The sequence below is a fragment of the Solibacillus sp. FSL K6-4121 genome (assembly GCF_038002585.1).
GTDB classification, from domain to species: domain Bacteria; phylum Bacillota; class Bacilli; order Bacillales_A; family Planococcaceae; genus Solibacillus; species Solibacillus faecavium.
Window position 1 is genome coordinate 1,034,961 of sequence record NZ_JBBOCS010000002.1, and the last position, 13,535, is coordinate 1,048,495.

Annotated in this window: 12 protein-coding genes; 4 read left to right on the forward strand and 8 right to left on the reverse strand. The window is 34.4% G+C overall.

Going from position 1 to position 13,535, the window contains the following annotated elements:
* The first annotated feature begins 60 nt into the window (after window positions 1-60).
* Complete coding sequence (locus MHH95_RS14685) at window positions 61-624, forward strand: TetR/AcrR family transcriptional regulator (RefSeq protein WP_340728195.1); 564 nt, start codon at window positions 61-63, stop codon at window positions 622-624.
* 85 nt (window positions 625-709) lie between these two features.
* Window positions 710-1,909 (forward strand): MFS transporter, encoded by a 1,200-nt coding sequence (locus tag MHH95_RS14690; RefSeq protein ID WP_340728196.1) that lies wholly within the window; start codon window positions 710-712, stop codon window positions 1,907-1,909.
* 149 nt (window positions 1,910-2,058) lie between these two features.
* Here the strand turns inward: MHH95_RS14690 and thrS are convergent, their stop codons facing one another.
* The 5 genes from thrS to MHH95_RS14715 all read right to left on the reverse strand — a co-directional run bounded on the left by thrS (window position 2,059) and on the right by MHH95_RS14715 (window position 6,789).
* Window positions 2,059-3,978: a threonine--tRNA ligase gene (thrS, locus tag MHH95_RS14695; protein WP_340728197.1), complete on the reverse strand. Its 1,920-nt coding sequence runs from the start codon at window positions 3,976-3,978 to the stop codon at window positions 2,059-2,061.
* A 525-nt stretch (window positions 3,979-4,503) separates the two neighbouring features.
* Window positions 4,504-4,938, reverse strand: a complete 435-nt coding sequence (locus tag MHH95_RS14700; RefSeq protein WP_340728198.1) for an NUDIX hydrolase — start codon at window positions 4,936-4,938, stop codon at window positions 4,504-4,506.
* Window positions 4,939-4,985: 47 nt separating this feature from the next.
* Window positions 4,986-5,435 (reverse strand): GNAT family N-acetyltransferase, encoded by a 450-nt coding sequence (locus MHH95_RS14705; RefSeq protein ID WP_340728199.1) that lies wholly within the window; start codon window positions 5,433-5,435, stop codon window positions 4,986-4,988.
* 81 nt (window positions 5,436-5,516) lie between these two features.
* On the reverse strand, window positions 5,517-6,290 hold the full coding sequence (locus tag MHH95_RS14710; protein ID WP_340728200.1) for a Cof-type HAD-IIB family hydrolase: 774 nt from the start codon (window positions 6,288-6,290) through the stop codon (window positions 5,517-5,519).
* 253 nt (window positions 6,291-6,543) lie between these two features.
* Window positions 6,544-6,789 carry a cold-shock protein gene (locus MHH95_RS14715; protein ID WP_191701531.1) on the reverse strand — a complete coding sequence of 82 codons (246 nt, stop codon included), beginning with the start codon at window positions 6,787-6,789 and terminating at the stop codon, window positions 6,544-6,546.
* 267 nt (window positions 6,790-7,056) lie between these two features.
* On the opposite strand from MHH95_RS14715, the gene MHH95_RS14720 reads away from it, so the two are divergent.
* The gene (locus MHH95_RS14720) at window positions 7,057-8,031 is read left to right on the forward strand and encodes a phosphotransferase enzyme family protein (RefSeq protein WP_340728201.1); all 975 of its coding nucleotides are present in this window, start codon (window positions 7,057-7,059) and stop codon (window positions 8,029-8,031) included.
* A gap of 35 nt (window positions 8,032-8,066) precedes the next feature.
* On the opposite strand, the gene MHH95_RS14725 is transcribed toward MHH95_RS14720, so the two are convergent.
* A complete protein-coding gene (locus tag MHH95_RS14725; protein WP_340728772.1) occupies window positions 8,067-9,227 on the reverse strand; it encodes an MFS transporter in 1,161 nt (386 codons plus the stop codon).
* A 963-nt stretch (window positions 9,228-10,190) separates the two neighbouring features.
* Between MHH95_RS14725 and MHH95_RS14730 the strand changes: the two genes are divergently transcribed.
* Window positions 10,191-12,035 (forward strand): serine hydrolase domain-containing protein, encoded by a 1,845-nt coding sequence (locus tag MHH95_RS14730; protein WP_340728202.1) that lies wholly within the window; start codon window positions 10,191-10,193, stop codon window positions 12,033-12,035.
* A 76-nt stretch (window positions 12,036-12,111) separates the two neighbouring features.
* On the opposite strand, the gene MHH95_RS14735 is transcribed toward MHH95_RS14730, so the two are convergent.
* Both MHH95_RS14735 and MHH95_RS14740 read right to left on the reverse strand, forming a co-directional pair.
* Window positions 12,112-12,708: a CAP domain-containing protein gene (locus MHH95_RS14735; protein ID WP_340728203.1), complete on the reverse strand. Its 597-nt coding sequence runs from the start codon at window positions 12,706-12,708 to the stop codon at window positions 12,112-12,114.
* Window positions 12,709-12,869: 161 nt separating this feature from the next.
* Complete coding sequence (locus MHH95_RS14740) at window positions 12,870-13,457, reverse strand: YitT family protein (RefSeq protein WP_340728204.1); 588 nt, start codon at window positions 13,455-13,457, stop codon at window positions 12,870-12,872.
* Window positions 13,458-13,535: the final 78 nt, after the last annotated feature.

Genomic DNA, 13,535 nt, shown 5'->3' on the forward strand with positions numbered 1-13,535 from the left:
ATTAGTAAATCTTATGCTTTATTATAAAAATTAACCACTGGTCAATAAGGGGTGTATATTATGGGACGAAAGAAAGTATCGGATGGTTTATCTAAAGAAATGATTGTTGAGGAGGCAGATCGACAGTTTTTACTATTAGATTTTCAAAAAGTTTCGATGCGTTCTATTGCAAGTGCTTTAGGATTTAGTCACGGCTCCATTTACTATCACTTTCAAAACAAAACAGAGTTATTTAATGCAGTTATCGAAAAATATTTCACGAAATTAAACGACTTATTAGATAATGCATTAAAATTTGGTTGCATAGAAGGAACAAAATATGTTTTAACAAGCTACATCGAATTTGGTTTAAACAACCAAAGCCAATATGATTTTATGTTTGTTAAACAAGATGGCTTAGATGATCCTCTTCAACAAATGGCTCCAAAAGAAAGCTTAAAAAAATTCACTCATACTTTACAATGTTTACATCAACATGCATTAGATGAAGATAATATTCACTCAGTATTTATAGCGCTTCATGGATTTGTCCTCTATTACAAAGGACGTGTCGATAATTACGAACAAGCACAAGAAGCAGCACATTCTTATATCAATTTTCTATTAAATACTCTAGTTTGCTAGAGTTTTTTTACACCATTAATTGACCACTGGTTAATTAAGCATTTTTATTTTTAGTTAAAGTAAAATTACTATATGAGGTGAAAATATGTTTAACAACAAAAAATTCCTTTTATTATTTTCTGCTAACTTTTTTAGCGCATTTGGAGATGCAATCTTATTCGTTGTTTTATTAAGTATGTTGCAAGCATTAGGAGGAACTGGTGTCGATACTTCCTATTATTTTATATTTTCAGCAATCCCTGTTTTACTGTTTGGTTTACACATTGGTGCATTTGTCGAAACAAAACCATTACAAAAAATGATGATTTCTTCAGATGTTATTCGAATAGCATTACTATTACTTTTTTATTGCATAAGTTATTTTCAAACCCACTCTACTTTTTTAATCTATGTATTAATATTTCTAGTTACACTCGTGAATGCTTTTTTCACTACCTCAAGCGCTAGCTTAATTCCACATATTATAGATAGTAAGACAATACCTAAAGCGAATAGCCTCTTTCGTATAGTAAATATGACAGCCAAACTGATTGCTTATTCCTTTACAGCAGTATTATTTAAATTTGAATTTACTACATATGATTGTTTATTGCTCGTGTCTATATTTTACTTCGCATCTTTTCTAACCGTTTTCTTTATTCGACCTACTTATCTAAATAAAGCTGATTCATCAGAAAAAATTTCCTTAATGAGGTCTATTAAGGAAGGTCTTCTCTATATTAAAAATGATCAAAAAATTTACAGGTTGTTTATTATATTTTTTTTAGGTTGGATGGTTGGCTCAGCGATTGATATTTACTTAATTAGTTACTTAAAGCTGATTTTTGGTAAAGGCGCCGAAAGCCTATTTTTATTTACAACCCCTACAATCATTGGTATTGTAATAGGCTCATTTATTAGTCCATTTTTGTATAACAATCTTAATAAAAAATATGGTTTCTTATTATCATTATTTGCTTTTAGTTTTGCCATTTTATGTTTTGCATTAAAATTGCCTTTACCATTATTACAACTTCTTTTAATAGTTGGCGGGATTTCTCAAGGAATATTAAATATCTTTGTAGTGAGTTATCTCCAAACCCATATACAGAGCACACATCTTGCTCGTGTTTTTAGTGTTTATAATATTATATGTGTTGGTGGAGGCATACCAGGTTACTTACTATTTGGATATGCGATAGACCTGATTGGTGTCATAAGCTTAGGATTCATTTTATCCGCCTACCTTCTAATTATCGGAATACTTTGCTTGCTGATACTCCCCTCACTAGAGACAAATAACTAATGATGCTACTAATTTACCTTCCCAGCTAATTTTACCCATAGAAAAACTGCACCTATTTGTTTGAATCAAACAAATGGGATGCAGTTTAGCGTATAGTGAAATTTCTTGAAATCTATTCATCCATTACGATATTTTTAATTGTTATCAATTTAGGAAGGCAATTGCTTATTTAGAATTTCTAATTGAATCTGTTTAATAAACGCATCAATAGATAATGTATTTAGTCCATCTTGTTTAAACGCTCGTACAGTTACAGTTTCATTTTGCTGCTCTTGATCACCTAATACAAGTATATACGGTGTTTTTTGCATTTGCGCATCTCGAATTTTTCGACCAAGCTTTTCGTTACGTTTATCTATATTTACTCTAATATTGGCCTGGCGTAACTGGGCTTTAACCTTTTCAATATAGTCTGTATGTGCCTCGGAAACGCCAATAACCTGTACTTGTCTTGGCGCTAACCATAGTGGGAATCCGCCGCCAAAATGTTCGATTAAAATACCTAGGAAGCGATCGATTGAACCAAATACAGCTCGGTGGATTACAACTGGGCGTACTTTCTCATTATCTTCATTAACATATGTTAAATCAAACTTCTCTGGTAGTTGAAAATCTAGCTGGATCGTTGCACATTGATGACTACGGTTAATCGCATCTCGAATATGAATATCAATCTTCGGACCGTAAAATGCCCCGTCTGCAGCATTAATTTTATAAGCAATGCCGAGTCGGTTTAATACATTTTCAAGTGCTTCCTCCGCTTGATTCCATAAGTCAAGCTCCCCCATATAATCTTCTGGACGTGTCGATAACTCAACTTCGTATTCAAAGCCAAATACTTTATATACGTGATCAATAATTTGTAATGCTAGTGCAATTTCGTCTTCAATTTGTGCGGGAGTCACGAAAATATGTGCATCGTCTTGACAGAATGTCCGAACGCGAAGTAGCCCATTTAACGCACCACTAAATTCATGTCGGTGTACTTGGCCAAACTCTGCCATACGAATCGGTAAATCTCGATACGAATGTAAATCATTTTTATAAATGAGCATATGTCCAGGACAGTTCATCGGTTTTAAGGCAAATTTTTGCTCATCAACTTGTGTGAAGTACATATTTTCTTTGTAGTGCTGCCAGTGTCCAGATTGCTCCCAAAGACGTTGATTCATCATCAGTGGTGTTCGCACTTCTTTGTAATCGTAAATCGCTTGCAAATTGCGTAAAAAGTTTTCAAGTTCATTACGAATGATTTGCCCATTTGCTAAATAAAACGGCATACCGGGCGCTTCTTCAGAGAACATAAATAGTTGCAGTTCTTTCCCTAGCTTTCGATGATTACGCTTTTCAGCTTCTTCAAGGAATACGAAATAATCTTGCAAATCTTCTTTCGTTGCAAAGGCTACCCCATAAATGCGTTGCAGCATCTGATTATTCTTATCGCCGCGCCAATACGCTCCTGAAATATTCATTAGCTTAAAATGCTGCATTTTATTAGTCGATGGTACATGTGGCCCTCTACATAAATCAACAAATTCCCCTTGCTCATAAATTGTTACAAGTTCTTCTGTCGGTATCGATTCAAGTAGCTCTAACTTCAAGGGGTCATGTGCAAAAATGTTAGCAGCTTCTTCTCGTGACACTTCCTTACGAACAACAGCATAATTTTCATTCGCGATTTTTTTCATTTCACGTTCAAGTGTTTGCAAATCCTCTGGGACGAGGACATGGCTCATTTCGATATCATAATAAAATCCGTTTTCTATGACAGGACCAACCCCAAATTTTGCATCAGGGTACAGTCGCTTTATTGCCTGCGCTAATAAATGTGCTGTTGAATGACGAAGTACCTTTAAGCCTTCCTTTGACGAAGCTTCATACAGTGAAATTTCAGCGTCCACTAGAATTGGTCGTGTCAAATCGGTTGTCGTCGTATTTACACTTCCCGCAATTGATTTTTTAGCTAAGCTCGAACTAATCGATTTAGCAATTTCGGTTAGCGTAACACCTTTGGCAAAACGTTTTTGTTCGCCATTTGGAAATTGAATTGTAACTTGTTGATTTGACATACTACCTCTCCTTTTTCTTTTTTTGGTAAATAAAAAAAGCATATATTCATCCGCAAAGGGACGAATATATGCTTGAATACCCGTGGTTCCACCCAAATTCCTACTGCATGTAACTCCAGTAGCTCATTGATACAGATAACGCCTGTAAACGTCACTAGTTTCCTAGCACAGCTCCAAGGGAGTAAATCGATTTGTCCAATCAGGAAACTTTCAGCCGGTGATTTCCCTCTCTTTTGACCTTCACTAAAACGATTCATATCCTCTTCATTGCATTTTAAATTGAAATTAGTAACTAATCTAACGTACCACCTAATTATTGTCAATATATATTTTCCAGTAAATAACAGGTTATATCATCCATACCCTTTGCTGTTATTGATTTTGTTGGCCTTCGAAATTTTTTTGAATTTCTATTTTTTTATGTAAACAAACAATAAAATCTTCGAGCCCAAATTCATTGGGATTTAAATACAGAAAAAAAAGAGGCGCTAATTCTTATTATAGAACCGCGCCTTAAAACTAAAATTACTCATGTAAATTATCCTGTAGTACTTTCTCTGCAAGTTTAATGTTTTCTTTTAAAAATAGAGGTAATTCTGTATGAGTAATAATCTCTGATGTAGTCATCCAAACAACACCATCCACTTCATCCGTACTTTTAGCGTAAGGTTCCCCAGATTTATGCTGACATAGAAAAACGATATCAAATACATTTATCCCTGAATCTGTCACGAAGGAGGAGCTATTAACATATTTAATACCTGTAATTTCGCAACCTACTTCTTCAAAAACTTCTCGTTTTAACGTTCTTTCCAGAATATCAGATGAATTACCTTCAATTTCACACTTTCCACCTACTAAGGAGAGGCCTCCACCAGCATGCTCCTCCTTTTCACTTCTATGTATTAATAGCCATTTGTCATTGCGACGAATTGCTCCTTCTACATTTACTACAAACATAAAATAACCCCCTGAAATTTAGACTTTATCTATCAAATCTTGCTGTTTCAATAAATCACTTTCTTAAATACATCAATCTTTTCGTATTTTTCATCAGAAACAGTTTCAACATAGATCCACCCTCGTTTTCTATAATAGTCAGATGCATCCTCTGTTCTTAAATATAGTTCATTGAATCCTAATTCCTTAACTATCTCAATCGTTTTGTCTATTAACGCTTTCCCAACACTTCTCCCCCGATATTCAGGTTTCGTATATAAAGATGCCAGCCAAGGCTTGTACTTTTCCCTTATCTTTAGATCGTTTTCAAAAATTGAAACTGTACCAATACATTCTCCGTTCTCAAAAGCAACGAGGGTTATTGGAAAAGTAGTATCCATTTCATTTGAAATATAATTCACTACATCTTCAAACTTCTTACTGCTACCCGTCTTTTCAACAAATTCCTTGAAAATCATTGTCGAAACTTCATTTATTTTAGCAGGATGTTTTTTCAAAAAATCGATTTCTATTTTTATCACCCTTTCAATTCGAATAAGTTATGCATTAACAGCGATTTTTTAATAATCCATAGATCCTCAAATTAATTCATATCTCTTTAACGCCCATGCAATACCATCCTCACTAGAATCTTTCGTTACAAAGTTAGCGGTGGATTTTAATATTTTGCCTGCATTTCCCATAGCGATGCCTAAGTCTACAAGTTCCAACATATCAATATCATTTTCTCCATCTCCAAAAGCAATAGCTTCTTCCTTTGTTAGTCCAAAATAATTTAACACTTTTTGAATAGCCAAAGATTTTGAAACATCATTTTCAAGTACGTTCACAATATATGGGTGCCAGCGTTTAAAGTGAATTGTAGGAAATTGATTTTTATACTTTTCAATTTCTACATCATCCGCAAATAAACAAAGCAAATAAATTTCTTTCAATTGTACATCCTCATTGATGGGAGGAAATTCCTGCAGTCTTAATGTTTCATAGAGAGCCTGCTGTATTTTTGGACTTTGTACCTCGTTCATATGTAAAGTATCCGAATAATAAGTAAGGGCATTTTGTTGTTCCAATGCAAATTCACTAAATAGGTTAGCTGTTTCATTTGGTAATACAATTTTATGAATACAGTTTCCTTGATGCGTAACGTAGGCGCCATTAGCTGTAATAAATGTTTCTATCCCTATTTCAGCAAGTTCATTGCACATTGATAAAGGTCTGCCTGTTGCTGCTACCACTTTAAAACCTTGATCTAACAGCTGTTTAATCGCTGTTTTCGTACTTTGTGAAATTGTACCGTCTTTATAACTTGTAATAGTACCATCTACATCAAAAAATATTATTTTATGTTTCACATTACACTCCCTTTGTTTTTTAATATTTTTCTAGGAAAATTATCATTCGTGCTTATCCCAGCTACACAAGTCGAAAATTTTCTGATTCAAGTCTGTTTAACCAGTTATGAACTAATCATTACTGCTCGTTATTTAAAATGTAATATACAAACTATTCTAACATAAATACCCATTTGTTTTGTAAAAGGTATTTCATTTAAAAAAGGCACATTTCTTATAAAAGGAATGCACCTGAATACTAAATAAGTCCTCTTTAATCAGAAATAACCATTACATTTTCAGCTACTTGTTTCTGATCTGTAGAATTTGGACTTTCAATTAAATCGAACGATACTTTTTGACCTTCTTTAAGAAAACTAAATCCATCTGGAAATCTCTTGTTATCAGGTAAGATCGAACTAAAGTGAACGAAAACATGATTAGTATCTTCACCATCAAGCATTATACGACCGTACCCCTTTTCAACTTTATACCACTTAACTATTCCCTCTCTTTTCATATCTTTTCACCCTTTCAGCGTTTATCGTTACATTTTCCGACGTAATGGTACGGTCTGAATTGATTGCTAAGCATCTTAACCAATATAGCATGGAAAAAAGAGGGATTAGTAATTTCATGTCGAATTTAACTCTGATTGGCTATAGCCGATTCTTAAGGAAGGGGTGACTTATTGAAAATGATCGAACTTCAAAATAGTATGCTAATGAGAGGGATTACTTCTTAAATAAGGCTTAACCCTCTCAGAAGTAATGGGAGGAAAAAGAAAATGATGGATTTAGGAAACATGGTAAGAGGCGTTGCATCTAATGGGTTCGCTCAAAGTTTACTTCAATTTTGGGAACATGATGAGGGAACTTTGGAATTACGGCGCGCAAGTTCAAACTTCGTATATGCTTTTATGCGTAATCAAGTTCAATACTTTTTAAGAATTAGTTTTGAACAGCATAACTCGATTGAACAAATAAAGGCAGAGTTAGAGTTTATGCACTATTTACAAACAAATGGATTTCCAACTGTAACACCAATTCAATCAAACAATCAAAGATTAATTGAAACGCTAAAAACTTCAGAAGGAACGTATATTGCTGTCGTCTTTACTGCTGCTAACGGAATCACTTTGGATGAGGAGACAATTACTGAAGAACAGATGGAAGAGTGGGGAAAATCGCTTGCCTCACTTCATTGTTTATCTAAAACGTTTAATCCATTAGATGAAAAAAGAAAAAGTTGGCTAGACACCGTACAATTCATGGAAAGCGTGTTTAAAAAACATCCAGGAGAAGAATTAGCTCTTCAAGAATTACGTAAGATGACGAATTGGCTTCAATCATTATCAACTGACCAAGATGTATTTGGATTAATCCATTATGATTTTCAATTAGATAATTTATTCTTTAAACGGGATAAAGATCCGCATTTTAATGTCATTGACTTTGATGATGCCCTCTATCATTGGTATGCACTTGATCTTGTAACAGCACTTGATGATTTTATTGATAATCCTCAATCAAAATGGTTGATTGACTCATTTTTGAATGGCTACCGTACCAAAATGGATTTAGATGATGATGTCGTGGCTCAATTCCCACAGTTTAAAAGGTATGCAAATTTATATAAGTTTGCCAGAATATTAAATTCATTGGATTACGGAGAAATTAATGATACTCCCCCCTGGTTCGAGGAGCTAAAAGTAAAGTTAGTTCGTGTTGCTGATAGATTAAGAAATAACTTTCAACAATAAAAAAAGGAGACACAAATCCTCTGAGAATTGTGTCTCTAATTCACCTTTTGAGCAGTTTTAGTATTTGTTTTTTTAACTTGTTGGCAACTAAGGGCGAAGCTTAAAATTGCTGCAAAGCTACAAACATACGGAAGTAAAGTGTAGCCCCAATTAGAAATGACGAAACCGCCAAGCATTGATCCTAACGTTATACCGACATATAAAGCTGTCATATTCCAAGCCATTACAGTTCCTCGTTCATTTGGATATTCCCCCGCTAACCTAGCAGTGTAAGATGTAAATCCTGCATATCCAATTAAAGCCCATAAGAATAAGTAGAAATAGATCCAAATACTTGAAGTAAAGAAGATGCCTAAACAAACGAGTATTAGCGCTAAGGAAATGAGTATTAGTTTTGAAATTTTCTTTTCTCCAAATCGATCTGTTAACTGTCCACCCGTAAGGCTACCTATAACAGCACCAATACCATAAAATGTTATAGCTGCAGCGATTTCTAATGATGAAAAACTATTCTCGGAATAAAGGGCCGCGCCTAAGTAAACATATAAAGCATACATTGAAATCGCCCAACTAGTAGTCACACTTACTGAACCAAATATTCGTAATAAATTTCCCCCGAGTAGATTCCTCGTTGAAAGGCTTTTCGAATTATTTTTCCATGTTTTATGATTTACTACTGCCAATATAGCGCCCATAAGAGCCAGTGCCACAAATACTGAACGCCATCCAAGAAAATGCTCTAACAAAATACCGATTGGAGCTCCAGCCCAAAGAGCTGTTAAGTGACCTGAGGCAAGAATCGAAAGCCATGTCCCTGTCCGATTTGCAGGTGCAACATCGCCAATAATTGCATAAAGCAACGGAGCAATTGAAGCAACTGATAAACCAACTAAAATACGACTAACAATTAACCAAAAAAATGTAGGAGCGAAGGCGGTTAGTATGTTAGAAACGACGAATAACACTAATCCAAATGTGATGTATGCACCCCGTCCATGTTTATCTGACAGCCACCCGAAAAAAGGAGCGAAAATAGCATAGGTAATTGCAAAAACAGTGATCATCCAGCCAGTCATCGCTGGACTTGTAACATACGCTTCCGAAATAAATGGCATTAAAGGAGATACTACAAATAAGTCAATGCCGATTAAAAACAATGTAATCCATCCAACAAATAAACTGACTCTCCCATGCACCTTCAAAATTACAACCTCATTTACATTTAATATTAAATATATATTATTCAAAGTTGTAAAAAACGGACTTCTTGTTTTTGCAGACTTTCCACTCGTTTCAATGGCAACTTTTTGAAGACCATTCCCCCCAAACCTAAATTCAAAGCTTCTAATCTTCTAACCACCAGCATTACATATTAGCCGAGATTAAAATAAGCGGAGGATTTCCTTTTATCTATAGAATTTCGTTTATTTCAGCAAAAATAAGAGGAGAATTTCCGCTTATTTACATTAAAATCATTAAATTTTATGTTTTTTTATTCAATAGACGGAATATCTCCGTTTAATTTATTTATTTTTCACTTTATTTTTTAAATAAGCGGAATTCGTCCCTCTATTCCGCCCGCTATTCTCGGCCCCCCTCTCCTCCCTGTTAAATGAATTAATATATTCCTAGTTATTTCACCTATTCTTAATTACAATATAATGAAAATGGAATATTTAAACATTTGTTACGGGTAAATTTATCATCATCATAATACGGGATTTCTTTTCTAATAAAATCTCTCTTAATTGATTGATGTGCTACGTGTCTTTATCGCTTCCCTTATTGCCGTTTGTGAGGTCCATCAATATTTTTATTTAAAAAACTAATTCTCCCAAAAAATAAAGGAAGATTTTACCTTTATTTGAATGATATAGCCCATTTTCAGGAAAAATAAGGGAACGTTTTACCGTTATTTTAAATAAAACCATGAAATTTCATCTTTTTTAGGTCAATAACGGAAATTTCTTCCCTTATTCCCCCTATTTTTCACGTTAATTTAAAAATAGCGGTAATTCCTTCCGCTATTTATCTCAATACCGAAAAGCCTGCCCCGAGACCTAGCTCAACGGGCCAGAGCTTCAAAAACACTTACTTCATCATTAGACAATCCTAAACTTTAAGTGATGAAATGAATAAATGTAAAAAGGAGCACTTTAATGCAAAAAATAAGGTTAATTGTATTCGCACTATTGTTTTTTTCTGTATCAACTGTTTTTGCAAATGAGGATAAACTAACACCTTCTGGAATTCCTTATACTGAACTAGAGGATCGTGTGGATGAATATGTTGCTCAATATATTGGGACATCAACAGCTGGAGCGAATATATTAATTATGAATGACGGCGAAATTTTCATGAGTTCGTCCTATGGCTACGCAAATATTGAAAATCTGATTAAAGTCACACCTGATACTGTTTTAGAGTGGGGTTCTGTTACGAAGCTTCTTGTGTGGACAAGTGTAATGCAACTTGTAGAGCAGGGAAAGCTTGAACTAAATGAAGATATCCGATCATATTTACCAGCCGGATTTTTAACCAATCGGCAATATGATACCCCTATCACGATGTTAAATCTTATGCACCATAATGCTGGCTGGGAGGAAGCATATATAGATTTATTTTATAAGTCCGCGCATGAAATAAATCCTTTAGAAGAAATGCTTCACATTACTAATCCTTATCAAGTGACTGAGCCGGGAAGTATCGTTGCCTACTCTAACTATGGTGTTGCACTGGCCGCTTTCATTGTAGAACAGCTCTCCGAACAACCGTTTTATGAATATGTAAATGAACATATCTTTTCTATTTTGAATATGAAATACACATCCATTCACCCTACACAGCAAGATAACCTAAGTATTGCAACAAAAAGAGATGAAGTTTTTGGGTATCGTGGTAGTGATGGTGAATTAAGTATTTCTAAAAATGGGCGTATTTTTATCGGTCTATATCCAGCTGGAAGTGCAATGGGTACTATAGGGGATTTAGCTAAATTTATGATGGCGCTTATGCCGGCGGATGGTGAGAGTAGCCCCTTATTTCAAAACAATCGTACATTAGATGAAATGCTGACGACGAGTGATTTCTATGACAATGGCTATCCGCGAAATGCTCATGGTTTTTGGGAAGGTCTTTATGCAGTAGATGTATTGGGCCATGCAGGGAATACGGACAGTTTTTCAAGCAATTTCATCTTTTCCAAAGAAAACAAATTAGGTTTAATTATTATGACGAATCAGCAAAATGAAGTAGCGCTTAGTTACGGCTTACCGACACTCCTGTTCGGAGAATATTCACCATCAAACAAATATCAAACTATGCCCAATGTACAAAATCATGAAGGAAATTATTTTTGGGCAAGGCAGCCCTATAAAGGTTTCGCCAAGCTATATGGTGCGCTAAGTACTCTAAATATTGAAGTGACAGAGTCAAATAGAATGAATACTTTTGGAGTGACGTATAAACAAATTGCTCCGTCTCTTTATAAATCTACTGATGATTCGAATGATTTTCTGCATGTGACTTTGAACAATGGTCAAATAGAAAAGATCTCAACGCTAACAAGTGATTTGATGCCGGTCTCCAAAAGTTCAAAAATCTTTAAGCTGCTCAGTTTCTTAGCCATAACTTTTAGTATTCTCTATACAGTTATTACTCTAGTAATCAGCTTAATCCAATCCATAAATAACAGAAAAAACAAAGTTCCATCTATCATTTCAAAAAAATGGGAAACAAAACTGCTTTTAGCGAATCTCATTATTGTTATAAATGTAATTACTTTATTTTATAGAGCACTTAACTACACACCTTATGCCGCACTAAAACTTCATTTTTGGATAAATTATGCGTATATAATTATCGTAGCGGTTTGCATCGTTGCTCTATTATTAGGGTGGCGGCAAATAACACTAACACGTGGTCAAAAAATTCGCTATACACTTTCTTGTGTCTCTGGTTTACTAATGGTCATCTTAATTTTCGGCTGGGAGCTTTATATATAAAAATTGTAGACATAAAATAAAGCAGTTCAAATTTTACTTAATTGCGTAAATTTGAACTGCTTATAATTTTGAGATTTTATTTTTTAATAAACATTTGCGTCCAGTAGTAACCATCTTCAACGAAACCTACACCAATGTGCGTAAATTTCGCATCCATAATATTTGCTCGGTGACCTGAACTATTCATCCATGCATCCATTACTTGCGTAGCTGTTCTTTGGCCTTTAGCAATGTTTTCACCTGCTGATTTATAGCTAATACCAAATTTTTTCATCATATCAAATGGTGAGCCGTAAGTTGGGCTTGTATGGCTGAAGTATTTTTTGTCGTGCATATCTTGTGATTTGTATTTTGCAACACGCGATAGCTCCCAATCGATTGTAAGTGGGGCTAACCCTGCTTTCGCACGTTCTTTGTTCACTAAGCTAACTACTTGCTCTTCTACTGCTTGTTGTTCATTTTCAGAAATAATAATTTTATCTCCAACATAAATCATGTCCGGATTTTTTAATGTAGGGTTTAAAGCAATTAATTCGCTTAGTCCGATTTGATTTTTAGAAGCAATCTTCCAAAGCGTGTCCCCACTTTTTACTGTATATGTAGCTGCAGATGCAGATGTCGGCAAAGCAAAAATCAACATACTAAACAACAACACGATACTTTTTTTCAACATTATTGAATCATTCCTTTCTAGTTGTCTGTTACAAGCTTACTAGAAAGTAACCCCAAAATCATTAGGGAATCAATGGCGCCTCTTTTGCAATAGTATAACAAATATTACAATTGTGACAATAGTGTTGAAAGAGGTTTCGTGGATGATAATACGCAAACTCATTAATAAGCTACTAGTTGCCCTCGCATACTTGTAATAAGACTAGTTGTGATACCAATAGAAATTATCGTTAAAATGGAGAGATAAAATGTTTCCGGAGATAATAATAGCCCCCCAATAATTATAACAACTGAATCAATCACCAAAATATAAATCCCTACATTAATACCCGTCTTATCACACAAAAACTGCGCAATAAAATCCGAGCCTCCTGTACTTGTCTGAAAGCATAACATCATCCCGATTCCTATGCCTACTAAGATGCCTCCTAGAATAGAGCTGTATACCGCTTCAACTTTTATTAGCTTACTAAGAGGTGAAAGGTAATCAATAAAAAAAGCAGATAGAATCATGCCATGTAAACTATTATAGAAATAGTTTCTATAATGAAACCATGCGTATATAAAGATGGGAATACTTAATAGGATTATTATAAGTCCGGTATTAAACCCCCATAAGTAATTTGCTATTAATCCAATGCCAACTGTTCCTCCATCTAAAATTTTATGCGGAACTAAAAACAGATTTATACCTAAAGAAAGAATAATGCTGCCTAAAATTAGCGCCAAACTTTTTCTAAGAAAATACACGGAGGCCACCTCTTAATATCAACTTTTATTAAATACTGATAAATATATGTTCTCGAAGAAAATTAAATGTATTTTTTT